Here is a 23,012-nt window from a genome sequence, read left to right as displayed (position 1 = left end):
GATGCCGGTCAAATCTGCCCGCCGACCAGTCCGATAACCTCGCCATACACAGTCGACATCCCATTGCCAACCGCGAGGTAGAAGCCATGTTCAGGTCACTGCTGGTTCCCGTCGATGGTTCCGACTACGCCCAGGCTGCGCTACGAGTCGCCTGTCGACTGGCCGAACCGGCCCAGGGCACGATCCATCTGCTGACCGTGATCGAGCCCTTCGAACCGATGCAATACGGCGGCGACTATCGGGTGCAGCAGATCGTGAGGGAAGCCGTCAACGACAACGCCGAAAAGGAAGGGCGCGCCATTCTCGATGGTGCCGTGGCGCTCATGCCGGACGGCGCGCCGAAAGACGGCGTACGGACCCTGCTGCGTCTGGGCTCCCCGGCGGAGGTCATCATCGAGGAAGCCGAGCGACTCGGTGTCGACGCCATCGTCATGGGCAGCCGGGGACTCAGTGACATCAAAGGCTTGCTGGTCGGCAGCGTCTCGCACAAGGTCAGTCATGTCGCCGGGTGCACGGTCATCAGCGTTCATGGCCAGCCGCACACAGGCGCATGAAACATCCGTTCCCCTTTGCCATCCTGCGCTGGCTGGTCATCGGCACCGCCCTCCTCCTCGCTGGCGTCACGCTCTGGTATTGGCTCCAGCCCGAGATGCTGGACGATGCCTTCGCCCGCGGTAACGGCCGCATCGAAGCGACGGAGATCGACGTCGCCACCAAGCTCGCAGGACGGGTGGCGGAGATCCTGGTCAACGAGGGCGACTTCGTCGAACCGGATCAGGTGGTGGCGCGCATGGATACCCGAAGTCTGGAAGCCGAGCGACGCCAGGCCGAGGCCGAGCTGCAGCGCAGCCGCAACGCCTTGCAGACCGCCCGTGCCGGCGTGGCCCAGAACGAGAGTCACCAGGCAGCCGCCGAAGCGACGGTGCATCAGCGTGAAGCCGAGCTCGACGCCGCCCGCAAACGCTTCGAGCGCTCCAGCGCGCTGCTTCAGCGCCACGTGATCTCGTATCAGCAAGTGGACGACGACCGTGCGACGATGCAGAGCGCCCGCGCTGCGCTGTCGGCCTCCCAGGCGGAGGTGGCGGCGGCCCGGGCCAGCGTGGCAGCGGCCCGCTCCCAGGTGATCGAAGCCCAGTCGGCAATCGACGCGGCCCAGGCCAACGTCGAGCGCGTCCAGTCGGACATCGAGGACAGTCTGCTGCGCTCCGACCGGCTGGCCCGGGTGCAATATCGCGTGAGCGAACCCGGCGAGGTGCTGGCGGCCGGCGGCAAGGTGCTCAACCTGATCGACCTGACCGACGTCTACATGACGTTCTTTCTGCCCACCAGCCAGGCCGGGCGGGTCGCGCCGGGCGACGACGCTCATCTGATTCTGGATGCGCTGCCCGACTACGTGCTGCCGGCCCGGATCAGCTTCGTCTCCAGCGAAGCGCAGTTCACCCCCAAGACGGTAGAGACCGAAAGCGAACGGGAAAAGCTGATGTTCCGCATCCGCGCCCGTATCGATTCCGACCTACTGCGCGAACACATCCGCCAAGTGAAGACGGGGTTGCCCGGCGAAGCCTACCTGAAGCTGGACCCGGCGGCCGAATGGCCGGAAGCACTGCGCGTGAACGTCTCCCGATGAGTGCCAACGCGGTCGCGGCGCTGTCGGGGGTCACCCTGCGTTACGGCAAGCGCACGGCCCTCGAGGCGCTGACGCTCGACATTCCCGCCCGCCGCATGGTGGGCCTGATCGGCCCGGACGGAGTCGGCAAGTCCAGCCTGCTGGCGCTGATCGCCGGGGCCAGGCGGATCCAGTCGGGGCAGGTCCAGGTGCTCGGCGCGAACATGGCCAGCGCCACCCAGCGCCGCGTGACCGGCCCGCGCATCGCCTACATGCCCCAGGGGCTGGGCAGGAATCTCTACCCCACGCTCAGCGTGCGCGAGAACCTCGAGTTCTTCGCCCGGCTGTTCGGCCAGGATGCCGAGGAGCGCGAGCGGCGTATCCACGACTTGGCGACCAGCACCGGGCTGGAGAGATTCACCGAGCGCCCGGTGGGCAAGCTCTCCGGCGGCATGAAGCAGAAGCTGGGGCTCTGCTGTGCGCTGATCCACGATCCCGACCTGCTGATCCTCGACGAGCCCACCACCGGGGTCGATCCGCTGTCGCGCAGCCAGTTCTGGGAACTAATCGCCCGGATACGCCACCAGCAGGCCCGGATGAGCGTGATCGTCGCCACCGCGTACATGGACGAGGCCTCGGCCTTCGACTGGCTGATCGCAATGGACGCCGGCAAGGTGCTCGACCAGGGCGCGCCCGCGACGCTGCTCGAACGGACGGGATGCGATTCGCTGGAGGCCGCCTTCATCCAGCTGTTGCCTGCGGAGAAGCGATCGGGACATACCGATCTCGAGATCCCGCCCCGCAAGGCCCACGACGAGGTGGCGATCGAAGCGCACGGTCTGACCAAGCGCTTCGGCGACTTCACCGCCGTGGATCACGTGGACTTCCGCATCGAGCGCGGGGAGATCTTCGGCTTCCTGGGTTCCAACGGTTGCGGAAAGACCACCACCATGAAGATGCTGACGGGCCTTTTGCCCTTCGACGAGGGGCAGGCGCAGCTGTTCGGACAGCCGGTCGCCCCCGAGCATATCGAAACCCGGCGTCGGGTCGGCTACATGTCGCAGGCGTTCTCGCTCTACAACGAGCTGACGGTGCGCCAGAACATCGACCTGCACGCGCGGCTGTTTCGCCTTCCGCCACAGCGACACGCCACCCGTCGCCGGCAATTGCTGGAACAGTTCGAGCTGCAGGGTGTCGAGGGGCAACTGCCGGGCAGCCTGCCTCTAGGTATCCGCCAGCGTCTCTCCCTGGCCGTGGCCATGCTGCACGAGCCGGAAATCCTGATTCTCGACGAGCCCACTTCCGGGGTCGATCCGGTGGCCCGCGATCGCTTCTGGGAACTGCTGGTGCGGATGTCGCGCGAAGATGGCGTCACGATCTTCATCTCCACCCATTTCATGAACGAAGCGCTGCGCTGCGACCGCATTTCATTAATGCACGCCGGCAAGGTACTCGACAGCGGCGCGCCCCGGGCGTTGATGGCCAGGCGCGGGCACGACAACCTGGAACAGACCTTCATCGACTATCTCAAGGACGCCAGCGAGGCGGCGGCTCCCCCGGCGGTGCACGAGAGCATCACCGTCGCAGCCGCAACGGCGCCCAGGGGCACTCCCCCTCGTTTCAGCTGGCGTCGGCTATCGAGCTACGCCCGGCGCGAGAGCATGGAATTGCGGCGCGACCCGATCCGCGCCACCCTGGCCCTGGCAGGCACCCTGATTCTGATGTTCATCATGGGGTACGGCATCAACATGGATGTCGAGGACCTCTCCTTTGCGGTGCTCGATCGCGACCGGACCACCACCAGCGACAACTACGTCCTCAACCTTTCGGGCTCGCGCTATTTCAAGGAGAAGGCGCCCCTGCAGAGCTACGAAGAGATGGACGAGCGCCTGCGTCGAGGCGAGATCAGCCTCGCGGTGGAGATTCCGCCCGGGTTCGGACGCGATCTCAAGCGTGGCGCCTCGCCCCAGGTCGCATTCTGGGTCGACGGGGCGATGCCGAGCCGGGCCCAGACCATCATCGGTTATGTGCAGGGAATCCATGCCACCTATCTGCAGCAACTGGCCCAGGCCTCCGGCAACGACGACAGCCGGCCGGTCGAGGTCGCTCTGCGCTACCGCTACAACCCGGACGTGCGAAGCCTGCCGGCGATGGTGCCGGCGATGATTCCGCTGCTACTGATGATGATCCCGGCCATGCTCACCGCTCTTGGCGTCGTCCGGGAGAAGGAGCTGGGTTCGATCACCAACTTCTACGTCACCCCGGTCACCCGCCTGGAGTTCCTGCTCGGCAAGCAGCTGCCTTACGTGGTCATGGGAATGCTCAACTTCTTCCTGCTGGTACTGCTCTCGGTCTTCGTCTTCGGCGTGCCGCTCAAGGGCAGCCTGCCGATGCTCAGCGTGGCGGCCCTGCTCTACGTGTTCTGCGCCACCGGCTTCGGATTGCTGGTTTCGGCTCTGTTCAACAGCCAGATTGCCGCCGTGTTTGGCACGGCCATCGGCACCGTCGTCCCGGCGATCCAGTTTTCGGGCCTGCTGTATCCCGTCTCCGCCCTGGAAGGCGCTTCCGCGGTCATCGGTCATCTCTACCCGACCAGTCACTTCCTCATCATCACTCGCGGCATTTTCTCCAAGGCGCTCGGCGCCGCCGAGCTATGGCCGAGTTTCCTGGCGCTGCTGGTCACGTCTCCGCTGCTGTTGCTGGCCAGCGTGGCCGGCCTGAAGAAGCAGGAAAAATGAGTTGAGTACGCTATCGAATATCCTGCAACTGGGCATCAAGGAGCTGCGCACCCTGGCACGCGATCCGGCGATGCTCCTGCTGATCGCCTACACCTTCACGTTGAGCGTCTACTCCAGCGCCAACGGCATTCCGGAAACGCCCCATCGGGCCAGTATCGCGGTGGTCGACGAGGATCGCTCGCCCATCACGCAACGCATCATCGACGCCTTCCAGGCGCCCTACTTCCTCGAACCGGTGCTGACCGACCATGCCGACATGGACATCGGCATGGACAAGGGGCGCTATACCTTCACCCTCGACTTTCCGCCCGACTTCCAGCAGGACCTGCTACGCGGCCGGCAGCCCTCGATCCAGTTGAATGTCGATGCCACCCAGATCAGCCAGGCCTTCACCGGCGCCGGACACATCCAGCAGATCATCGACGACGAGGTCGCATCATTCCTGCAGCATAGCGACATGCCATCGGCACAGCCCGTGCAGGCGGTAATCCGCACCCGATACAACCCCAATCTCACTCAATCCTGGTTCGGCGCCGTCAACGAGGTCATCAACCAGATCACCATGCTGTCGATCATCCTGACCGGCGCGGCGCTCATTCGCGAACGCGAACACGGCACCATCGAGCATTTGCTGGTAATGCCGGTGACCCCGTTCGAGATCATGGCGGCCAAGGTGTGGTCGATGGGGCTGGTGGTGCTGGTGGCCGCTCTCCTGTCGCTGCGCTTCGTCGTCGGTGACTGGCTGGGCGTACCGCTGCAAGGCTCGATGACGCTATTCTTGGCTGGCACGATACTGCATCTGTTCGCCACCACCTCGATGGGCATCTTCTTCGGTACCGTCTCCCGCTCGATGCCACAGCTGGGATTGCTGATCATCCTGACGCTGATTCCGCTGCGGGTTCTGTCAGGCGGGATGACCCCGCGGGAGAGCATGCCGGAGACGGTGCAGAACATCATGCTGCTGACACCGACCACCCACTTCGTGGAGTTCGGGCAGAACATCCTGTTCCGTGATGCCGGCCTGGAAACCGTCTGGCCACAACTCCTGGCGCTGTCCCTGATCGGCACGGCCTTTTTCCTCGTCGCCCTGCTCCGGTTGCGCCGTTCGCTTGCCTGAGACCACGAAAAAAAGCCGCATCGCCTGCTCGACGATGCGGCAATCCTGCGCTCTCTAGAGCTTCCTGCTCATTCCGCCTTCACTGTGATCTTCTTGGCCGGGGCGATCTCCGCCTTCGGCACGTGAATGGTCAACATGCCGTCCTTGCCCTTGGCGCTGATTCGCTCCTCGATGACATCGGATGGCAGCGAGAAACTGCGCGAAAAGCGACCAAAGCTGGTTTCGATCAGATGGCGTTTGGTGTCCTTACTCTCTTTCGTGTCGTGCCGCTCGCCCCTGAGCGTCAGCACGTTATTCTGCACGGTGATCTCGACATCCTTGCTGTCGATCCCCGCCAGTTCCGCCGTAATGAGGTACTCCTTTTCCGTCTCGCTGATATTCACCGTCGGTGCCCAGACATCGCGGGATGTCGCCGGACGATTGCGGTTGTAGCGATCGAAGAAGGCTTCCATTTCGTTGAAAGGATTCCAGGTGGTGAGTTCCATGGCTTGTGCGCTCCCTGTTCAAGACGATGACAATGGCCGAAGCCGGATATCAGTGTGTACCGCTGCACGAATTCGAGCTTGACCTGGGTCAAGGTTCTCGAAGAAAGCGAGCCGATCGCTTCGCCCGTGACACCTTCCGCGAACGATAAATACCGCAAATAATTGATATTCATCAGTAAAAAAATTGCTTCAAACCCACCGCTCCCTATCGACCTATTCAAGCTTGATCTGAATCAAGTCACTGGCTGGAATCCGGCGGATACTGATTTCGTCACCATGGTCATTACCGGATAGCGTCCACCAGACGAAGGAGACAGTCATGTCCACGATGAAAGCCGCCATCTATGTCGAGCCCGGTCGCATCGAGCTGACCGAAAAGCCGATACCCCCCATCGGCCCCAATGACGCTTTACTGCGCATCACGACCACCACCATCTGCGGTACCGACGTGCACATCATGAAGGGCGAATATCCGGTCAAGCCCGGACTGACCATCGGCCATGAGCCGGTAGGCACCATCGTGGAGCTGGGCGACAACGTGCATGGCTATCACGTGGGGCAGCGGGTGATCGCCGGCGCGATCTGCCCCGGCTTCACCTCCTACGCCTGCCAGGGCGGCCATCCGGCGCAGGATGGTGGCTGCCAGGGCCACGGCTACAAGCCGATGGGCGGCTGGCGTTTCGGCAATACCATCGACGGGGTGCAGGCCGAGTACGCGCTGGTGCCCGATGCCCAGGCCAATCTGGCCCCGATTCCGGACGGGCTCAGCGACGAACAGGTGCTGATGTGTCCCGACATCATGTCGACCGGCTTCGTCGGGGCCGAAAGCGCCAATATCGGCATCGGGGATACCGTCGCGATCTTCGCCCAGGGCCCGATCGGACTCTGCGCCACTGCCGGCGCCCGGCTGCGCGGCGCCAGCTGCATCATCGTCGTCGACGGTATCGATCAGCGGCTGGATATCTCTCGCCACATGGGCGCCGACATCACGCTGAACTTCCACCAGGTCGATATCATCAGCGAAATCCTTCGCCTGACCGGCGGTCGTGGCGTCGATGCCGCCATCGAGGCGCTGGGCACCCAGACCACCTTCGAGGCCGCCCTGCGGGTGCTCAAGCCCGGCGGCACGCTCTCCAGTCTCGGCGTCTATTCCGGGGATCTGACCATTCCGCTCGACGCCTTCTGCGCCGGTCTCGGCGATCATCGCATCGTCACGTCCCTGTGCCCGGGCGGGAAGGAGCGCATGCGCCGGCTGCTCGACGTCGTCAAGGCTGGCCGGATCGATACCGCCTCGCTGGTCACCCACCGCTATGCCCTGGACGACATCGTCGAGGCCTACGACCTGTTCGCGCACCAGCGTGACGGGGTGTTGAAGGTCGCCATCACGCCATGACGGTCGGCCCGGCTCTATCGCAACGCCCTATCGCAACGCCATCAAGCGATGAGCCGGGCATTTCATCGCTTCTTTTCTATCCGAATTCCCTAGGTTTTGTCTGAAGAGTCGTCGAGCGAAGGTCAGACAAGGCAAAAATCGGTGAAAAGACGGAGTTTACGCGGTGTAAATGAGTACTTTGAGCCGATTTTTAACGCCGTATGGCCGAGCGCAGGCAGTTTTCAGACAAAGCCTAGCCGCCCTGCCACAGTACCCGGGGTTCTTCGAGGATACTGATCAGGTCGATGGGTGCAGGACGCAGCCGCACGGTAAAATCGGTCACCGGCCGGTAACTGGTGATCCGGGTTTCGTAGATCGCCTCGCCGCTGCGAGAAAATTTCACGTTGTGGGCCATCGGCTGGCAAATAGCGGCCCCTCCACTGACGCCATCGGCATAGAGCTCGACCAGAAGCGCCTCCGGAGCGAGCTCGCCCAGCCGGACGCGTGCCCGGAATCGATGCTGATGACCATCGCTTTCCGTCTCCACCGATTCGAAGGCGACTTCGGACCAGTACCGATCCAGTTGCCGGCGACGATTCACGATCCGGCGTCCCCGGGCGCCGTCATCGGCCGTCCGGTCACGCCAGGCTTCGGCCAGGGGAATGTAGTACCGCTCGACATACTCGGGAAGCGATCGGTTGGTGGAATACAGCGGCGTCAGCCGTGCCATGCTCTCGCGCATGCGTGCCACCCAGCCCACCGGGATGTCCGCTTCATTGCGTGTATAGAAGGCGGGCATCACCTCGTGCTCGAGCAAGTGATAAAGCGCTTCGGCCTCCTGGGCATCGTAGCCGGGGTCGTCCGCGTGCTCGCGGCCGTCGCCCAGCGCCCACCCCACCTCGGGGGCGTACGCCTCGGCCCACCAGCCATCCAGCTCGGAGAGATTGAGCCCACCGTTGACCAACACCTTCATGCCGCTGGTGCCGCAGGCCTCCCACGGACGCCGCGGGGTGTTGAGCCATACGTCGACGCCCTGCACCAGCTGTTCGGTCAGTTGCATGTTGTAGTCGGCCAGGAACACCACCCGATGGCCGACATTCTCCTCCCGAATGAACCGCACCCACTGCTGGATCAACGCCTGCCCCGTCCTGTCCGCCGGATGTGCCTTGCCGGCCAGCACCAGTTGCATCGGGCGTTCGGGGTGGGTCAGCAACGCCTTCAGGCGCTGCGGATCGTGAAGCAGCAGGTTGGGGCGCTTGTAGGTCGCAAAGCGTCGGGCGAAGCCCAGCATCATGATCCGCGGTTCGAACACCTGCCGGGCGCTCTCGATGGCCTCCGGCGTTGCGCCAGCCGTCGCCAGCTGGTGTGCCAGGCGCTCACGAAGCTGCTCGACGAGCTCCCGGTTGGCCTCGGTCCGAAACTGCCACAGGGTGGCATCATCGAGGTGACGGATGCTCATCGCCAGCGGCTCGCTGCACCCCAGCCAGCGCTCCTTGCCGCAGGCTCGGGTCCAGAGCGCGTCGGCCGGCGCCGAATCCCAGCTCGGCATGTGGACGCCATTGGTGACGTGAGCGATGGGCAGCTCCGGCGTCGGCCAACGGGGAAACAGCGGTTGGAAAATGTGACGGCTGACCCTGGCATGCAGCTGGCTAACACCATTGATGAAGCCGCTGCCCCGGCAGGCAAGCCACGCCATGTTGAAGGGCTCGTCATCCTCCCCCGAGCGGCTACGCCCCAGCGCAAGCAGCTCGGCCAGCGGAATCTTCAATTTCTCTTCGGCGTAGTGCTGCAGGTACTGCGCGATCAGCGCGGGAGAAAACCGGTCGAAACCGGCGGCGACCGCGGTATGGGTGGTGAAGAGATTGCCGGCACGGGTAATGGTCAGTGCCGTCTTGAAGTCGGTGCCGGTGCGCTGCATGTAGCTGCGCGCCCGTTCCAGCACGACCAGCGCCGCATGCCCCTCGTTGAGATGACAGACCTGCGGATGGAGATCGAGGGCTTCGAGCAAGCGCCAGCCGCCGATGCCCAGCACCATCTCCTGCTTGAGCCGGAGCTCGGCATCGCCGCCATAGAGTTCGCTGGTGATGCCGCGGTGGGCGGGATAATTGGCGACGTCGTTGCTGTCCAGCAGATAGAGCGTCACCCGCCCGATGCGGGCCTGCCAGGCCCGCAGCCATACCGAGTAGCCCGGCAGCACGATCTGCAGGCGCAGCCATTCGCCATTCGCGGTGCGCAGCGGCGTGATGGGCAGCTGCCCGGGGTCGTTGTAGGGATACAGCGCGTGTTGCCTACCGTCGCTGTCGATCAGCTGGCGAAAATAGCCCTGCTGATAGAGCAGTCCGATACCGATGATGGGAACGCCGAGATCACTCGCTGCCTTGAGATGATCGCCGGCCACGTTACCCAGCCCGCCGGAATAGATCGGCAGTGCTTCGCTGACCATGAACTCCATGCTGAAGTAGGCCACAGCGGTGAAAGGCGCCCTGGGGTGACTCTGCTCGAACCAGCTGGGAAGACCGTGCTGCTCGCGGTCGCGGCGTGCCAGCTGCTCCAGTCGGTTTCGAAATTCCGGATCGGCCAGCGTCCGGGCGAGCTTCTCGCGCGATACCGCCTGCAGCACCGCCCAGGGGTTGTGTGTCAGGTTCCAGAGGGTGGTATCCAGCTCCCGCCAGATCCTGTCGGTGGCATGCTTCCACGTCCCGCTCAGATCCAGTGCCAGCTCGACCAAGGTATCGAAGCCCTCGATGGCCGCCCCAGGCAGTTCGTACGGTGATGTCACGGTGCATGCTCCTTCACTGCCGAACCGATATGCTCGATACGGAACGCCGCCATTGTCGGGTCGATGGTCGCCCCGGAGGATGTGGATAGCCACCTGTCGGAAGGTATACCGCTGTTCGGTGCCACGGCTTGACCGGGATCAATTCCGCGCGCTGCCGGCGGGTGTAAAAGGCAGGCCGAGAGATGAACGATGATGACGAACAAAGCGCCTGATCGAACAACGAGCACTCCGTAACCGCTCGGCTTACCGAATGTAAAGAAACCCCGCTCGCGGCGACAGCCTGCTTACATCATCACTGTTGAACTCCCCGCCTTTTCTCGTTCTACTACTTCTCGCTCTACTACCGCCGTTATGCATCATGTTCGCACAAGCCGTTGTTCCCTGTCACAAGGCCAGACTTGATAACGTCGTCAAGTCACGAAGCGAGGGGTGGCGTCATGTCCGTATCGCCCATTGGTGGTCCCTGCCGCCCCGGTCCCGGTACTCACTGTCGTACTTGCAGCCTCAGTTCGTTATGTTTGCCCTTGGCTCTGAAAGCGCAAGCCATGGAAGACTTCGACGCCATCATCAAGCGCCGAGCGCCGCTGGTCCGCGGCGAAGTGCTCTGCCGTCAAGGGGAGCCGTTCGCGCAGATCTTTGCGGTTCGTTCCGGGAGCTTCAAGCAGGTCGTGCTCGATCAGGATGGCGAAGAACAGATCAGTCACTTCCATCTGCCGGGCGAGCTGATGGGACTGGAAAGTATCGAAGAAGGAAGCCATGCAGGGTTCATCATCGCCCTGGAACGGTCGACGGCCTGCGAGATTCCCTTTCATCAGCTGGACGCCCTCGCCGAGCGCATGCCGGAGCTGCGCAACCAGCTTTATCGCAGCATGAGCCGCATCATGGGTGACGAACATCGCCTGATCCGGTTGTTGACCTGCAAAAGCGCCGACGAACGGATGGCGAGCTTTCTCCTGGATCTGGCACGACGTTTCGAGCGTTACGGCTACTCCCCCGAGCGCTTCCGCCTGCCGATGTCCCGCACCGATATCGGCAATTACCTGGGGCTCGCTCTCGAAACGGTGAGCCGGATTCTCGGCCGACTGCAGCAGCAGTCGCTGATAGCGCTCGACGGCCGGGAGCTTCGCATTCTGCAGCCCGAAGCCCTCTACCAGCGCTCCCAGAGCGCCAATTGCCGAGCCAGATCCGCCGCCGTCCACCAGCATTGATCCTGCGGTGGGCCTTCCGCGCGGCGCACCGCCATGGCCGGTACCCGGCTAGGGGATATCGAGCCCCTTGAGATACCGAGCCCCTTAAGCTTTCTTTAAGTCTGAAACGCGACCATTGCCCACCATATTGGCCCCCGCACTGCGGTCGGCCCGCGTCTGGCTTATTTTTGGTAGACGACACTTTCATGAAAGCCGCAAGCGACGTTTCATCAAGCCCATTTCATCAAGCGGGAGTGTGCTCATTGCGCATGAAGAAGCGCTCCGTCCGCAACGTCGTTGCACGTGACGGGGCGAACCGCGCTTACCGGTCCCATTGCCAGGAAAATTGTCATTGATGCATTCCTCTCTCCAATCCTCCCTCCTGTCATCCGTTCCGCCACCCCTGCTCTCGATCCTGATACCGGCCAAGGATGAAGCCGGCAACCTCCCCGGCCTGCTCGATGAAATCAGCCTGGCACTCGCCGATGTCGACCACGAGGTGATCGTGGTCGACGATGCCTCGACGGACGGCAGCTGGGAGATGCTGAGACAGCGCGCAGAGAAGGATGCCCGCCTGCGCCCGCTGCGGCATGCACGGAGCGCCGGGCAGAGCACCTCGGTCTGGCAGGCGGCCTGGGCGGCCCGCGGCACCTGGCTGGGCACGCTGGATGGCGACGGTCAGAACGATCCGGCCGACCTGCCCAGGCTGTTCGAACGCGCCCAGCGTGGCGACGTGACACTCGTCGCCGGCCATCGCACCAACCGCCGGGACGACTGGATCAAGCGCGTCTCGTCCAGGGTCGCCAACCGGGTTCGCTCTGCGCTGCTCAACGACGCGACGCCCGACACCGGATGCGGCCTCAAGGTGGTGCGCCGCGACGCCTTCCTGTCGTTGCCCTATTTCGATCACATGCACCGTTTCCTGCCGGCGCTGGTACGCGCCCAAGGCGGCGAGTGCGTCTCGGTCCCCGTCAATCACCGTCCGCGCGGCGCGGGAAAGTCGCATTACGGCCTCAACAACCGGCTATGGGTCGGCCTGGTGGACATGGTCGGCGTGATCTGGCTGCGGCGACGAAGCCGGCTGCCGGCAGTCATCGCCGACTCGATCCAGCCCGGTCCGGCGCCCGTCGAAAACCGCACGGAGTCGAACGACGTGGAGCCGGCGCCATGAATCAGGAATGGCTGTGGGTGACCATCGGCTTCATCGGCCAGGCGCTGTTCTCGGCGCGTTTCATCATTCAATGGCTCGCCAGCGAGCGCGCCAGGCGCAGCATCATCCCGGTCGCATTCTGGTTCTTCAGCCTGGGCGGCGGTGCCACGCTGCTGGCCTACGCGATCTATCGGCGCGATCCGGTATTCATCGCCGGCCAAGGTGCCGGATTGATCATCTACGTGCGTAACCTGATGCTGATCCGGCGTGAAAAGCGGCAGACGGCCCCGCCGGAAGATGTCTCGAACTCCTGAACGGAAACTCTCTCCATGCGACGCTTTCTGACCGATCCATCACAGGCACGCTATCGGCGTGCCTGGCTATTGTTGCTGCTGTTCACCGTGGTGCTGCTGGGCATCGGTATCGGCCTGCGCGATCCGTGGCCGGCCGACGAGCCGCGCTTTGCCCTGAATGCGCTGGAAATGCTGCGCACCGGGCAATTCTGGTTTCCGCACCGCGGCGGCGAGCTCTACCCCGACAAACCGCCGGTGTTCATGTGGGCTTCGGCCCTGAGCATCTGGCTCACCGGCTCCGTGCGCTGGGGATTCCTGATTCCGACGGCACTGGCCGGCGTCGGTACGCTGTTGCTGGTCGTCGATCTGTGTCGGCGTCTTCACGGCAGGCGCGTCGCGCTGTTGTCCGGCCTGGCGCTGCTGACGGCCTTCCAGTTCGTGCTGCAGGCCAAGACGGCGCAGATCGACATGATGCTGACCTTCTTCACCACGCTGGCGTCCTACGGCTTGCTGCGACACGCGCTGCTGGGGCCGGACCGGTGCTGGTGGTTGATCGGCTGGGCGGCGATGGGACTCGGCATCATCACCAAGGGCGTCGGCATCCTGCCGCTGACGCTGCTGCCAGCCTGGCTCTGGATGGGCTATCTCGGCGATTTTCGCAAGAACGCTCGCGGAAAAATCACACGCATCACGCTCAAGGATGCCATTCGGGGCATTGGCGTCATGCTGCTGTGCGTGGCCGCCTGGGCCGTGCCGATGGTCCTCATGGCGACCTGGGGAGACGACCCTTCACTGGCCGCCTACCGGGACAATATCCTGTTCAAGCAGACCGGCCAGCGCTATGCCGACTCCTGGGCCCATCTCGAGCCCTGGTACTACTACCTGGTCAAGGTACTGCCCTGGGCCTGGATGCCGCTGATTCTGGCGTTCCCCTGGGCGATTCCGGCCTGGTGGCGACGGTTGCAGCGATCCGACGCGCGGATCTGGCTTCCGCTCAGTTCGGTGGTCCTGATCGTGACCTTCTTCTCCCTGTCACCCGGAAAACGCGGCGTTTACATGCTGCCGACCGTGCCGCTACTGGTGCTGGCGATGGCGCCGCTGCTGCCCGGCCTGATCGCAAGGAAGCGCCTGCACTGGCTGGGGTTCGGCCTGCTGGCCTTGCTGGGCGGCCTGCTGATGATCGCCGGCATCCTGGGTCTCGCCGGCCTGCCCGCACTGACCAAGATCGCCGAGCGTCATGCCGTATCGCCCTGGGCGTGGTGGATCGTCATCGGCGCCGTCGCCGTCGGGCTGCTGGTCGTCATGCGGCCCCGCCGCGGGCTGTGGGCGCTGGGCAGCTGGCTGGCGGTGTTCTGGATCAGTTGGTCGACCTGGGGCTACGCCCTGCAGGACCACGCCCGCTCGCCTCGCGACATGATGACCGAGGTCGAATCGATCACCGGTGCCGGAGCCTGGCTGGCCCTGCCGGATTACGACGAGGAGTTTCTGCTGCAGTCGCGCCAGCCCAGCATCCAGTTCGGCGACAAGACCCCGGCCCAAGACCAGTTCCTGCGCGCTTTCGCGTGGCTGCAGCAGGACGATAGCCGCTGGATGTTCGCGATGAAACGCCAGGCCGAGGACTACGCCTGTATCGACCAGACCCGGATTCACGACATGGGCATCCAGAACGGGGACGCCTGGTGGCTGGTGCCGGCCACCGCCGTCGGCGAGTGTCGGGGAGACGAAACGGCAGCGCCGATCTTCGTCGCACCGACGACGCTGCCGGACGAGACCGGCAGCGCGCCTCGGGTGTAGAAGAAACGGACGCAAGCGAAAGGAATGCAGGAAAAAGCTCGCTGGAGGAGTCGATCACGCCACCGGGCGGCGGATCAAACGACGGGATCAAGCCAGTCCAGCCGAACCCGCAAGCCGCCGCCCTCGCGGTTGGCAAGCGTCATCGTCAAGCGCTGCCGCTCGGCCATCTCGGAGGCGATCGACAACCCCAGCCCGCTGCCGCTGATACGCTGGTCGGAAGCCCGCTGGAAGCGCTGCGTCACGGCCTCCAGCAGCGGTTCCGGAATGCCGGGGCCGGAGTCGTCGATAGTCAGCCATGGGTGACGTTTATCGACACCGACCGCCACGCTCACTTCGCCTCCCGGTGGGGTATAGCGCAGCGCATTGTCCATCAGGTTGCGGATCAGAATCCCCAGCTCGGTGGCATTGCCGACGACGTTTACCGGCTCGCCTTCGACGATATCCAGCGTCTGCTGTCGGGATTCGGCCAGCGGCCAGAGATCGGCGGCCAGATCCATGACCAGCGCCGGCAGCCGGACCCTCTCCGGCGCCGGACGCTCCTGGCGGATATCCAGGCGCGCCAGCAGCAGCAGTTGCTCGACCACCCGTTGCAGGCGCTCGATCCCGTTGTAGGCCTTGTCCAGCGCACTGGGCTCGCCGAAGCGGGCGTTGTCGAGATGGATCTTCATCGCCGCCAGCGGGGTTCTCAGCTCGTGCGCGGCATCGGCGGTAAAGCGCCGCTCGCGCTCGAGCGTCTGGCCCAGACGCTCGATGAAATCGTTGAGCGCCCCGCGCAGTGTCTGCAGCTCTTGCGGCACGTCCACCCGGATCGGGCTGAGATCTCTTTCGTCTCGGGTCTGAACCTGGCGGGAAAGATGATCGATCGGTTTCAGCCCGCGCCGGATCAGTCTGGCAATCAGCCAGATCAGGATCGGCAGCGCCAGCAGCAGCGGTACGAAGTTGCCCCAGGCGACCTTGTTGGAAAGTTCATCCTGGAACGACTCGCGCAGGCCCACGCTGATCCAGCGTCCGCCATCGATCGGCATGCTGAACACACGCCAGCGATGGTCACCGTAACTGACCCAGCGGTGCCCCTCCTTGTCGGGCGGGGGAAATTCCTCGTCCCGGGCATCCCAGCGCGCTCCCATCAAGATTGGTTGACGGTCGGCACCCCAGAAGCCCAGCGACAGCATTCGTTCTTCATGGTCGTAGAGCTTCGGCTTGGCGACCTGCGAAATGGGATTGTCGGTCTCGCCATACCAGCGGGCGAAATGCCCCGGTTGCGACAGCTTCTCGGCGACCGCCCGGTATTCCTGTGGTGTCGTATCGACATCGACCAGTGCCGCGACTACTCGTGCCTGCAGGCTGAGCTGGGCATCGAAGATTTCTTCCATCTCGTGGCGCGTAATCAGGTACGCGGCGGTCACTGCCAGCGCCATGACCACCAGCAGGACCCCAATGAGCATGTAGTTGAGGTAGCGGCGAATCGATGTCATGCCGCGCGGCTGTCCAACCGATAGCCGATCCCGCGGACAGTGGTGATCAGGTGCTTGTCCAGCTTGCGGCGCAGATGATGGACATGGACTTCCAGCGCGTTGGAACCGACCTCTTCTCCCCAGCCGTACAGCAGGCTTTCCAGTTTGGGGCGCGACATGACCTTGTCGCGGTTTCTGGCCAATTCGAGCAACAGGGCGAACTCCCGGCGACCCAGGGTGATCGCGTTGCCCTTCCAGCTGACTTCATGTTGCGATTCGTCGATGGTCAATTGCCCGATCGACAGCAACTGGGTCGAGCGGCCCTCGGCACGCCGCGTCACGACCCGCATTCGCGCCAGCAGCTCCTGCAGGTCGAAGGGCTTGAGCACGTAGTCGTCGGCCCCGGCATCCAGCCCGGCGATCCGCTGCTCGACCGCATCCCGCGCCGTCAGGATCAAGACCGGCAGCGGATGCTGGCGCCGGATACTTCTGAGTACGTCCAGACCATCGATATCCGGCAGGCCAAGATCGAGAACGACCAGCGAGAATGGCTCGACACGCACCGCTTCCAGTGCATCCCGTCCCTTCATCAGCCAGTCCACCACGTAACCTTCCCGGATCAGGGCAGTCCGGATACCGTCCCCCAGCAGGGGATCGTCTTCCACCAACAATACGCGCATTGCGGTTTCCGTCTTCGTTGACCATCAGGGAGCTCGACAGGAACTCGCCCATTCGATCCTATTGAGACATACCCACCTTAACGGTTTCTTATCGCGCCTTGCGCCTCATTCATGCCACCGGCGCCCAGCGCCAGGCTGGCCGCCGATCGCCTTCCGTTCCCGATAATGTTTCGTTAAGGGAACGCCATCAAAGTAGCCTCCCTCAGCCATCTTGGGGCGCGATCTGATGATCACCACCCGCAGACTCTCGCACACTCTATCGCTCCTGCAGTGGGAAGCCAGATACCGGGATACCTTCGTCATCGCCCTGCTCTGGGCAATGGCGCTCGCCAGCGCCCTGGCCAGGCCGCTGACACCCATCGACGAGACCCGCTACGTCTCGGTCGCCTGGGAGATGTGGAACGCCCACGCCTTCTGGCTGCCGCTGATGAACGGCGAAGCCTACGCCGACAAGCCGCCGCTGCTGTTCTGGCTGATCCAGTCCGGCTGGTCGCTGTTCGGGGTCAACGACTGGTGGCCCAAGCTGATCTCGCCGCTGGCATCGCTGGTCGCGATGATGCATCTCTACCGTATCGCCCGCCGCCTGGGCTACGCCGGCAGCCAGGCACGGCTGGCCCCCATGGTGCTCAGCGCCATGCTGATGTGGTCTCTCTATAGCAGCGCACTGATGTTCGATGTGCTGTTGAGTGCTTGCCTGCTGGGCACCATTTCTCCCCTGATCGCAGGCGTCTTCACTCTGCGCAAGGCATCGATCAGCGGGATCTGGCTGGGGCTGGCCCTGCTCGCCAAGGGTCCGGCCGCCTTCGTGACGCTGGCCCCGATTCTGCTGACGATTCCGCTCTGGCGAGCCACGCCGCTGGGCCAGTCGGGGCGGCGCCACCTTGCCCTGGCGCTGATGCTGGGATTCGCCATGCTGCTGGCCTGGGCGCTACCTGCCGCCTGGATCGGCGGGCGTGACTATGCCCAGGACTTGCTCTGGGGCCAGAGCGTCAATCGCTTGCAGCACGCCATGGCCCATGCCAGACCGACCTGGTGGTATCTGCCCTGGTTGCCACTGCTGGCGTTTCCCTGGTCGCTGTCGTCGGGCGCATGGTGGCGGCTCCCGACATATCGGCATCAACGGCTGGCCTGGATCTGGCTGGCCGGGCCACTGCTCGCCTTCTCGTTGATCAGCGGCAAGCAGATTCACTACCTGATGCCGCTACTGCCGGCGCTGGCGCTGCTCGTCATGGACGGCCTTGGCCGTGTCGACCCTCGGCAAGTCCTTCGCCCCCGTCTGGCAGCGGCGGCCATCGTCGTGCTCGGTGTGGTAGCCCTGGGGCTGGGAGTTTTCGGTGCCGATGCCGTGACCCGTTCGATGGTGTCGCCCTTCGGCATTCTGGTACTGATCGCCTTCGCCGTCATTCTCTGGCGCCAGCGCTGGCATGGCGGTGCCGAGGCGGCTCGAGGACTCGCCCTCGGCACAGGTATCGCCGTGCTGATCGCCACCCAGCTGATGCTGGCTCCCCTCTGGAGCCGATACGACGTCAGTGCGGCCAGTCAGTTGCTCGCCCGGCTGGAACTCGACGGCGTGCCCGTCGCCTTCAATGGTGACGGCTACCAGGCGACCTTCCAGTTTGCAGGCCGTTTGAAAAAGCCGCTCGTCACATTGAGCGGTGACCCTGCAGAGCTGTGCGAATTCAGGCATCGGGCGCCCGACGGCTGGATCGTGGGCCGCGACCGCGATCTTCGTTCATTGATCGCCAACGATGGCGCTGCTCACGTCTTCGATTATCGTGGAGGCAAGCTGGATATCGTCCCCGTCAGGGCACTAGCGCTGGATTCCCGGATACCCGCGTGTGATGGATGACATTCCATCGTCACCCGCGGCCAAAGCAATGAAGATTCGCTCAAGATAAAAGCGGTGAAGGTTCGTTTAAGGATAGAAAACTGGCATGAAAATACTCGTCACCGGCGCCGCCGGGTTCATCGGCTTCCACCTGGCCAACCGCCTCGCTCGCGATGGTCACGAGGTCGTCGCGCTGGACAATCTCAACGACTACTACGCCGTCTCGCTCAAGCAGGCGCGCGTGGACCGGTTAACGGGCGTCCCCTTTCACCATCTGGATATCGCGGATCTGGCATCGCTGGATGCGCTTTTCGCGCGCGAGGGCTTCACCCACGTCGTCAATCTGGCAGCGCAGGCCGGCGTGCGTCATTCCGTCGACCATCCCCACGAGTACGGCCGCAGCAACCTGACGGGGTTTCTCAACGTGCTCGATGTCTGCAAGCGCCACGGGATCGAGCATCTGCTCTACGCTTCCTCCAGTTCGGTCTATGGTCGCCAGAAGACACTGCCATTTCGGGAAACGGACCCCGTGGATCAGCCGGCCTCGATCTACGCCGCGACCAAGCGCGCCAACGAGATGATGGCCTACAGCTACGCCGACCTGCACCAGTTGCCGGCCACCGGCATGCGCTTCTTCACCGTCTACGGCCCGTGGGGGCGACCGGACATGGCGCCCTGCCTGTTTGCCGCCAGCCTGCTGCGCGGCGAGCCGATCGCGATCTTCAACCACGGCCGCATGGCGAGAGACTTCACCTATATCGACGATGTGGTCGAGTGCATCGTGCGGCTGCTGCCCCACGCGCCCGGCCTCGGCCCGGATCGTTCGGCACCCCACGAAATCTACAACCTGGGCCGCGGCAAGCCGATCGCCCTGCTCGACTTCGTCGACACGCTGGAAAAGCGCCTGGGCACCACTGCCACCCGACACTTCAAGCAGATGCAGCCGGGCGACGTCGAGCGCACCTGGGCAGATACCCGCAAGTTGCGGTCGGTCATCGATTACACGCCTCAGGTCTCTCTCGAGCGGGGCATCGATCGCTTCGTTGCCTGGCTGCTCGACTATCGCGAGCTCATGCTGGAAGCGATGCCCACCTGAGCCGCGTCCCCTCACGCGGTCAACGGTCGTCGAACGGGCCGCATTGGCGTAGCATCTGGCCTCTGATGCCCATTCGACGAGCCCGCGCATGCCCCTGAGCAAGACCCGCACCAGCTTCTACCGCCGCCTCTATGTCGCCCACCTGATCGACACCGGCCTCGCCGCGAGCGTGCCGGCCATCGTCGAGATCAGTGGCATGCCGCGTCGTACCGCCCAGGACACCCTGGCAGCGCTGGGCGAGCTCGATATCCGCTGTGAATTCGAACAGTCCGAGGGCGAGCGTCACCAGATCGGGCGCTACGTGATCCGCGACTGGGGGCCGATCTCGCCGGCCTGGCTGGAACGCCACGCCGGCGAGATCGCCGAAGCCCTGGGTTATCCGCTTCCCGGGGTCTGAGTCCGGCTCTCTCTTCGCACCGCCCGGCAAAGGCAATCGATACCGTTTGGAGCTCCCCATGAGTGATCGCCAGCAGCGTCACCAGCAAGCCATGCAGAAACTCAAATCCCACGTCGACGAAAAGATCGCCGCCGCCACCGAGCAGCGTGGCCTGCTGCTGGTCTTCACCGGCAACGGCAAGGGCAAGACCACGGCGGCGTGGGGCACCGTCACCCGCGCGCTGGGTTACGGCTATCGTGTCGGCGTGATCCAGTTCATCAAGGGGCTGTGGGAGTGCGGCGAGCGCGACCGGCTGATCGACGATCCCAGTCTCGAGGTCCACGTGATGGCCACGGGCTTCACCTGGGAGACCCAGAACCGCGACAGCGACACCGCGGCCTGTCTAGAAGTGTGGCGGGAAGCCGAGCGGATGCTCGCCGATCCCGACGTCTATCTGGTGGTGCTCGACGAGCTCACCTACATGCTCAAGTTCGGCTATCTGGAGTTCGAAACGGTCAGGCGCGCCATCGCCAACCGTCCGCCGGAGCAGAGCGTCATCGTCACCGGGCGCAATGCGCACCGCGAGCTTGTCGAGATGGCGGATACCGTCACCGAGATGCAAGAGACCCGGCATGCCTTCAATGCGGGGGTGCAGGCGCGTCGCGGTATCGACTACTGAGAAAAATGATCTGCGTTGGCAATACTGCGTTAAAAACGGCCTCACAAGGCGCATTTAGCTCGCTAAACTGCGCTTGCCTGGCCTTTCTTGCCTTGTCCCGCCTGCCTCGCTTACGTTTTTCCAAGGCTTCTCGAGATTATCGACTACGGTATCTGCCCAAAACCCGGCACACCTCTCGCACGGCCTGAACCATGCGCGGCCCGGGGCGGCTGATGGCGTCCGGTTCCAGTGTGTAGAGCGCGCCGTCGCGTACCGCCGGCAGCTCGTCGTGGCTGGCCCAGAAGGCCTGCCAGCCATCGTCGTTGCCCGCTGCCAGAATCACCTGCGGCTGCGCCTCGATCAGCGATTCCCAGCCGATCTGCGGAACCAGCACCGGAGCGTCGTCGAACAGTGGCGCCCCACCGCAATGACGAATGACCTGAGTCACGATCTGGCCGCCTGCCAGCGTGGTCAGCGGAGACTGCCCCAACTGGTAGAACACCCGCGGCGGCGGCGAGAGCAGTTGGGCGGTCTCGTCCAGCGCCGCCTCGAAACGCTGCGCGGCGCGCTCCCCTTTCGCGGCGTGTCCGGTGAGCCGGCCGATATCCCGCAGTTCATCCGCGGTCTCGCCGAGCCGGCGCGGCTCGCTGCGATAGACGGGAATATCCAGCCGCTCCAACTGCTCGACCAGCGACGCTGGCGTGCCGCTTCCCCAGGCGAGCACGAGATCGGGCCGTTTGGCGACGATCAGTTCGAGCGGAATGCCGCGATAGCTGCCGACACGATCGATCTGCCGCGCCGCCGGCGGGAAATCGCTGCCGTCGATGACGCCGACCAGCTGGCTGCCGGCGCCGACGGCATAGCTCGACTCCACCAGATGCGGCGCCAGCGCGATGATGCGCTCGGCCGGCTGCGCCAGCGTCACGGTATGACCGCTGGCGTCCTCGACGCTGATGGTCTCGGCGTCACCGGCCGCGACGCAGGCGAGCGGCCAGCAGGCCAGCGCCAGCAACGAACCTGGCGACCGACGACCGACGGCGGATCTCGATCGGCTCGGCAATAGGGAAAGACAGCGCATCATCGACTCGGCGGGTTGGGTTAATGGCGCGGGCGAGCATAGCATGGGAACCGAATGGCGCTGCAGGCGTCCATGCAACGTTCGCCTCCGCGCGAACGACGCTTCTCGATACCGGTTTCTCGACAGAGGAAATGCCATGTCTCTCTCCACGCTCAACCACTCACGGGTTGCCGCCCGGCCGTTGAAACGCCATGGCGCGCTCGGCCGCGCCATCGGCCTGGGTCTGGCCGGCGCGCTGGCGACGCTCACGCTCGCCACGCCGGCACTCGCCGACAAGACACCGCGTCAGATTCAGGTCCAGGCCAACGCGACGATCGATGTCGCGCCGGACCAGGCGACGCTGAATGCCCGGCTGTGGGAGCGAACGCCCGCCCAGGTCCAGGGAGAGGAAACGTCGGGCAACAGCGACGCCATCAAGGAAGCGCGGGACCGGCTCGAAACCCGCACCGGCGAGCTGATACGGACACTGGAAAATGCCGGTGTCGACAGCAAGCAGATCCGCGCCGGCTCGCTCAGCGTGCGTCCCGATTACATGCAGACCGCCAGCCGGGGCGAAGACAGTGCGCCGCCGAAGGTACGCACCCAGGTCGAGCGCTCGGTGTCGTTGACGCTGAACGAACTCGACCGGCTGCCGCGCGTGCTCGACGCCCTGACCGCCGCCGGTGTCGATTCCCTCGACGGTGTCAGCTACGGGCTGCAGGACAGCAACGCCGCCGACGACCGAGCGCTCGAGCAGGCGCTCGAGCGGGCGCGCCAGAAGGCCAGGATGATGGCGAAGACGCTGGACGTGGATCTGGGCGATGTCGTCAATATCCAGGAAACCACCGCGCCCCGCTATCAGCCGCAGATGATGATGCGCGCCGCCGAGGCCGACAGCAGCGGCAGCTCGGCCGAGTACCGCAGCGGCGAGATCAGCATCGACGCGGGCGTCAGCGTCATCTGGGAAATCGACGACTGACGACTCATCTGAAACCAGTTGACTCAAAAAACCACATCATCGAATACTCCACCTTTATGACGCCTTCCGGACGGCGCTGGACGATGGAGCGCTGAGCCGGGTCTTGCGTCATGGATGACGCAAGAGGCGCGTTGGGCAGGATGCCCTTTCGCGCCGACCCGAGTTCAGCGATCAAGCGTTCAGGCTTTCGCCGTCCGAGGCGTCAAAGCGGGGAGCGCGAGGGGCTATGCCCCTCGCAGTCACGAGCAAAAGGATAGTCAATGCTCGGTCAGTGGTAAGCTTGCCTTGGCTGAATTCATCACCCTGACGAACAGATGCTACCAGCGCTCTGAATGACATGATGGCGGGCCACCCATCCGGCTA

At 64.2% G+C, this 23,012-nt stretch carries 19 protein-coding genes; 14 read left to right on the top strand and 5 right to left on the bottom strand.

Annotated features, from left to right (window positions below):
* Positions 1 to 86 precede the first annotated feature (86 nt).
* The 4 genes from CCD76_RS08075 to CCD76_RS08060 are packed head-to-tail and all read left to right on the top strand — an operon-like array spanning position 87 to position 5,461.
* Positions 87 to 554, top strand: coding sequence for a universal stress protein (locus CCD76_RS08075; protein ID WP_087719013.1), 468 nt, complete (start codon positions 87 to 89; stop codon positions 552 to 554).
* On the top strand, positions 551 to 1,627 hold the full coding sequence (locus CCD76_RS08070; protein WP_087719012.1) for an HlyD family secretion protein: 1,077 nt from the start codon (positions 551 to 553) through the stop codon (positions 1,625 to 1,627). Before CCD76_RS08075 ends, CCD76_RS08070 begins: the two co-directional genes overlap by 4 nt.
* Positions 1,624 to 4,344: a ribosome-associated ATPase/putative transporter RbbA gene (rbbA, locus tag CCD76_RS08065; protein WP_087719011.1), complete on the top strand. Its 2,721-nt coding sequence runs from the start codon at positions 1,624 to 1,626 to the stop codon at positions 4,342 to 4,344. Before CCD76_RS08070 ends, rbbA begins: the two co-directional genes overlap by 4 nt.
* A 1-nt stretch (position 4,345) precedes the next feature.
* Entirely contained in the window at positions 4,346 to 5,461 is a 1,116-nt protein-coding gene (locus CCD76_RS08060) for an ABC transporter permease (RefSeq protein ID WP_087719010.1), read from the top strand.
* Positions 5,462 to 5,529: 68 nt separating this feature from the next.
* Here CCD76_RS08060 and CCD76_RS08055 read toward each other — a convergent pair whose 3' ends face one another.
* Positions 5,530 to 5,946, bottom strand: a complete 417-nt coding sequence (locus CCD76_RS08055; RefSeq protein WP_087719009.1) for an Hsp20/alpha crystallin family protein — start codon at positions 5,944 to 5,946, stop codon at positions 5,530 to 5,532.
* Between the two features lie 319 nt (positions 5,947 to 6,265).
* Here CCD76_RS08055 and CCD76_RS08050 point away from each other — a divergent pair, with 319 nt between their 5' ends.
* Positions 6,266 to 7,339, top strand: coding sequence for an NAD(P)-dependent alcohol dehydrogenase (locus tag CCD76_RS08050; protein WP_087719008.1), 1,074 nt, complete (start codon positions 6,266 to 6,268; stop codon positions 7,337 to 7,339).
* A 232-nt stretch (positions 7,340 to 7,571) separates the two neighbouring features.
* On the opposite strand, the gene glgP is transcribed toward CCD76_RS08050, so the two are convergent.
* Positions 7,572 to 10,097: an alpha-glucan family phosphorylase gene (gene glgP / locus CCD76_RS08045; RefSeq protein WP_087719007.1), complete on the bottom strand. Its 2,526-nt coding sequence runs from the start codon at positions 10,095 to 10,097 to the stop codon at positions 7,572 to 7,574.
* Positions 10,098 to 10,534: 437 nt separating this feature from the next.
* Here glgP and fnr point away from each other — a divergent pair, with 437 nt between their 5' ends.
* The 4 genes from fnr (at position 10,535) to CCD76_RS08025 (ending at position 14,521) form a co-directional block, all read left to right on the top strand.
* Positions 10,535 to 11,305 carry a fumarate/nitrate reduction transcriptional regulator Fnr gene (gene fnr / locus CCD76_RS08040; RefSeq protein WP_087719006.1) on the top strand — a complete coding sequence of 257 codons (771 nt, stop codon included), beginning with the start codon at positions 10,535 to 10,537 and terminating at the stop codon, positions 11,303 to 11,305.
* A gap of 334 nt (positions 11,306 to 11,639) precedes the next feature.
* Positions 11,640 to 12,455 carry a glycosyltransferase family 2 protein gene (locus tag CCD76_RS08035; protein ID WP_087719005.1) on the top strand — a complete coding sequence of 272 codons (816 nt, stop codon included), beginning with the start codon at positions 11,640 to 11,642 and terminating at the stop codon, positions 12,453 to 12,455.
* Positions 12,452 to 12,748, top strand: a complete 297-nt coding sequence (locus CCD76_RS08030) for a lipid-A-disaccharide synthase N-terminal domain-containing protein (protein ID WP_087719004.1) — start codon at positions 12,452 to 12,454, stop codon at positions 12,746 to 12,748. Before CCD76_RS08035 ends, CCD76_RS08030 begins: the two co-directional genes overlap by 4 nt.
* Positions 12,749 to 12,763: 15 nt before the next feature.
* On the top strand, positions 12,764 to 14,521 hold the full coding sequence (locus CCD76_RS08025) for an ArnT family glycosyltransferase (RefSeq protein ID WP_087719003.1): 1,758 nt from the start codon (positions 12,764 to 12,766) through the stop codon (positions 14,519 to 14,521).
* A gap of 74 nt (positions 14,522 to 14,595) precedes the next feature.
* Here the strand turns inward: CCD76_RS08025 and CCD76_RS08020 are convergent, their stop codons facing one another.
* Both CCD76_RS08020 and CCD76_RS08015 read right to left on the bottom strand, forming a co-directional pair.
* Complete coding sequence (locus CCD76_RS08020) at positions 14,596 to 15,996, bottom strand: ATP-binding protein (RefSeq protein ID WP_087719002.1); 1,401 nt, start codon at positions 15,994 to 15,996, stop codon at positions 14,596 to 14,598.
* Positions 15,993 to 16,655, bottom strand: coding sequence for a response regulator (locus CCD76_RS08015; protein ID WP_087719001.1), 663 nt, complete (start codon positions 16,653 to 16,655; stop codon positions 15,993 to 15,995). The genes CCD76_RS08020 and CCD76_RS08015 overlap by 4 nt, the downstream gene beginning before the upstream one ends.
* A gap of 226 nt (positions 16,656 to 16,881) precedes the next feature.
* On the opposite strand from CCD76_RS08015, the gene CCD76_RS08010 reads away from it, so the two are divergent.
* The 4 genes from CCD76_RS08010 (at position 16,882) to cobO (ending at position 20,634) form a co-directional block, all read left to right on the top strand.
* On the top strand, positions 16,882 to 18,504 hold the full coding sequence (locus CCD76_RS08010; protein ID WP_143543263.1) for an ArnT family glycosyltransferase: 1,623 nt from the start codon (positions 16,882 to 16,884) through the stop codon (positions 18,502 to 18,504).
* Between the two features lie 85 nt (positions 18,505 to 18,589).
* Positions 18,590 to 19,579 carry an SDR family NAD(P)-dependent oxidoreductase gene (locus CCD76_RS08005; protein ID WP_087718999.1) on the top strand — a complete coding sequence of 330 codons (990 nt, stop codon included), beginning with the start codon at positions 18,590 to 18,592 and terminating at the stop codon, positions 19,577 to 19,579.
* Between the two features lie 88 nt (positions 19,580 to 19,667).
* Complete coding sequence (locus CCD76_RS08000; protein WP_087718998.1) at positions 19,668 to 19,976, top strand: winged helix-turn-helix domain-containing protein; 309 nt, start codon at positions 19,668 to 19,670, stop codon at positions 19,974 to 19,976.
* A 58-nt stretch (positions 19,977 to 20,034) separates the two neighbouring features.
* On the top strand, positions 20,035 to 20,634 hold the full coding sequence (cobO, locus tag CCD76_RS07995; RefSeq protein WP_087718997.1) for a cob(I)yrinic acid a,c-diamide adenosyltransferase: 600 nt from the start codon (positions 20,035 to 20,037) through the stop codon (positions 20,632 to 20,634).
* 136 nt (positions 20,635 to 20,770) lie between these two features.
* Here the strand turns inward: cobO and CCD76_RS07990 are convergent, their stop codons facing one another.
* Positions 20,771 to 21,691: a cobalamin-binding protein gene (locus CCD76_RS07990; RefSeq protein WP_179208877.1), complete on the bottom strand. Its 921-nt coding sequence runs from the start codon at positions 21,689 to 21,691 to the stop codon at positions 20,771 to 20,773.
* A 136-nt stretch (positions 21,692 to 21,827) separates the two neighbouring features.
* Between CCD76_RS07990 and CCD76_RS07985 the strand changes: the two genes are divergently transcribed.
* Positions 21,828 to 22,649, top strand: coding sequence for an SIMPL domain-containing protein (locus CCD76_RS07985; RefSeq protein WP_087718996.1), 822 nt, complete (start codon positions 21,828 to 21,830; stop codon positions 22,647 to 22,649).
* Positions 22,650 to 23,012: the final 363 nt, after the last annotated feature.

This window comes from Salinicola salarius, assembly GCF_002179555.1.
Lineage (GTDB): Bacteria > Pseudomonadota > Gammaproteobacteria > Pseudomonadales > Halomonadaceae > Salinicola > Salinicola salarius_A.
Note: the sequence above shows the minus strand (reverse complement) of the source record. Positions and strands in the feature narration are given on the sequence as shown.

Bases quoted from the DNA above. Each gene is read 5' to 3' on its own strand.
- CCD76_RS08075 (WP_087719013.1), top strand. From the start codon at position 87: ATGTTCAGGTCACTGCTGGTTCCCGTCGATGGTTCCGACTACGCCCAG.
- CCD76_RS08070 (WP_087719012.1), top strand. From the start codon at position 551: ATGAAACATCCGTTCCCCTTTGCCATCCTGCGCTGGCTGGTCATCGGC.
- rbbA (WP_087719011.1), top strand. From the start codon at position 1,624: ATGAGTGCCAACGCGGTCGCGGCGCTGTCGGGGGTCACCCTGCGTTAC.
- CCD76_RS08055 (WP_087719009.1), bottom strand. From the start codon at position 5,946: ATGGAACTCACCACCTGGAATCCTTTCAACGAAATGGAAGCCTTCTTC.
- CCD76_RS08050 (WP_087719008.1), top strand. From the start codon at position 6,266: ATGTCCACGATGAAAGCCGCCATCTATGTCGAGCCCGGTCGCATCGAG.
- fnr (WP_087719006.1), top strand. From the start codon at position 10,535: ATGTCCGTATCGCCCATTGGTGGTCCCTGCCGCCCCGGTCCCGGTACT.
- CCD76_RS08035 (WP_087719005.1), top strand. From the start codon at position 11,640: ATGCATTCCTCTCTCCAATCCTCCCTCCTGTCATCCGTTCCGCCACCC.
- CCD76_RS08030 (WP_087719004.1), top strand. From the start codon at position 12,452: ATGAATCAGGAATGGCTGTGGGTGACCATCGGCTTCATCGGCCAGGCG.
- CCD76_RS08025 (WP_087719003.1), top strand. From the start codon at position 12,764: ATGCGACGCTTTCTGACCGATCCATCACAGGCACGCTATCGGCGTGCC.
- CCD76_RS08020 (WP_087719002.1), bottom strand. From the start codon at position 15,996: ATGACATCGATTCGCCGCTACCTCAACTACATGCTCATTGGGGTCCTG.
- CCD76_RS08015 (WP_087719001.1), bottom strand. From the start codon at position 16,655: ATGCGCGTATTGTTGGTGGAAGACGATCCCCTGCTGGGGGACGGTATC.
- CCD76_RS08010 (WP_143543263.1), top strand. From the start codon at position 16,882: ATGATCACCACCCGCAGACTCTCGCACACTCTATCGCTCCTGCAGTGG.
- CCD76_RS08005 (WP_087718999.1), top strand. From the start codon at position 18,590: ATGAAAATACTCGTCACCGGCGCCGCCGGGTTCATCGGCTTCCACCTG.
- CCD76_RS08000 (WP_087718998.1), top strand. From the start codon at position 19,668: ATGCCCCTGAGCAAGACCCGCACCAGCTTCTACCGCCGCCTCTATGTC.
- cobO (WP_087718997.1), top strand. From the start codon at position 20,035: ATGAGTGATCGCCAGCAGCGTCACCAGCAAGCCATGCAGAAACTCAAA.
- CCD76_RS07990 (WP_179208877.1), bottom strand. From the start codon at position 21,691: ATGCGCTGTCTTTCCCTATTGCCGAGCCGATCGAGATCCGCCGTCGGT.
- CCD76_RS07985 (WP_087718996.1), top strand. From the start codon at position 21,828: ATGTCTCTCTCCACGCTCAACCACTCACGGGTTGCCGCCCGGCCGTTG.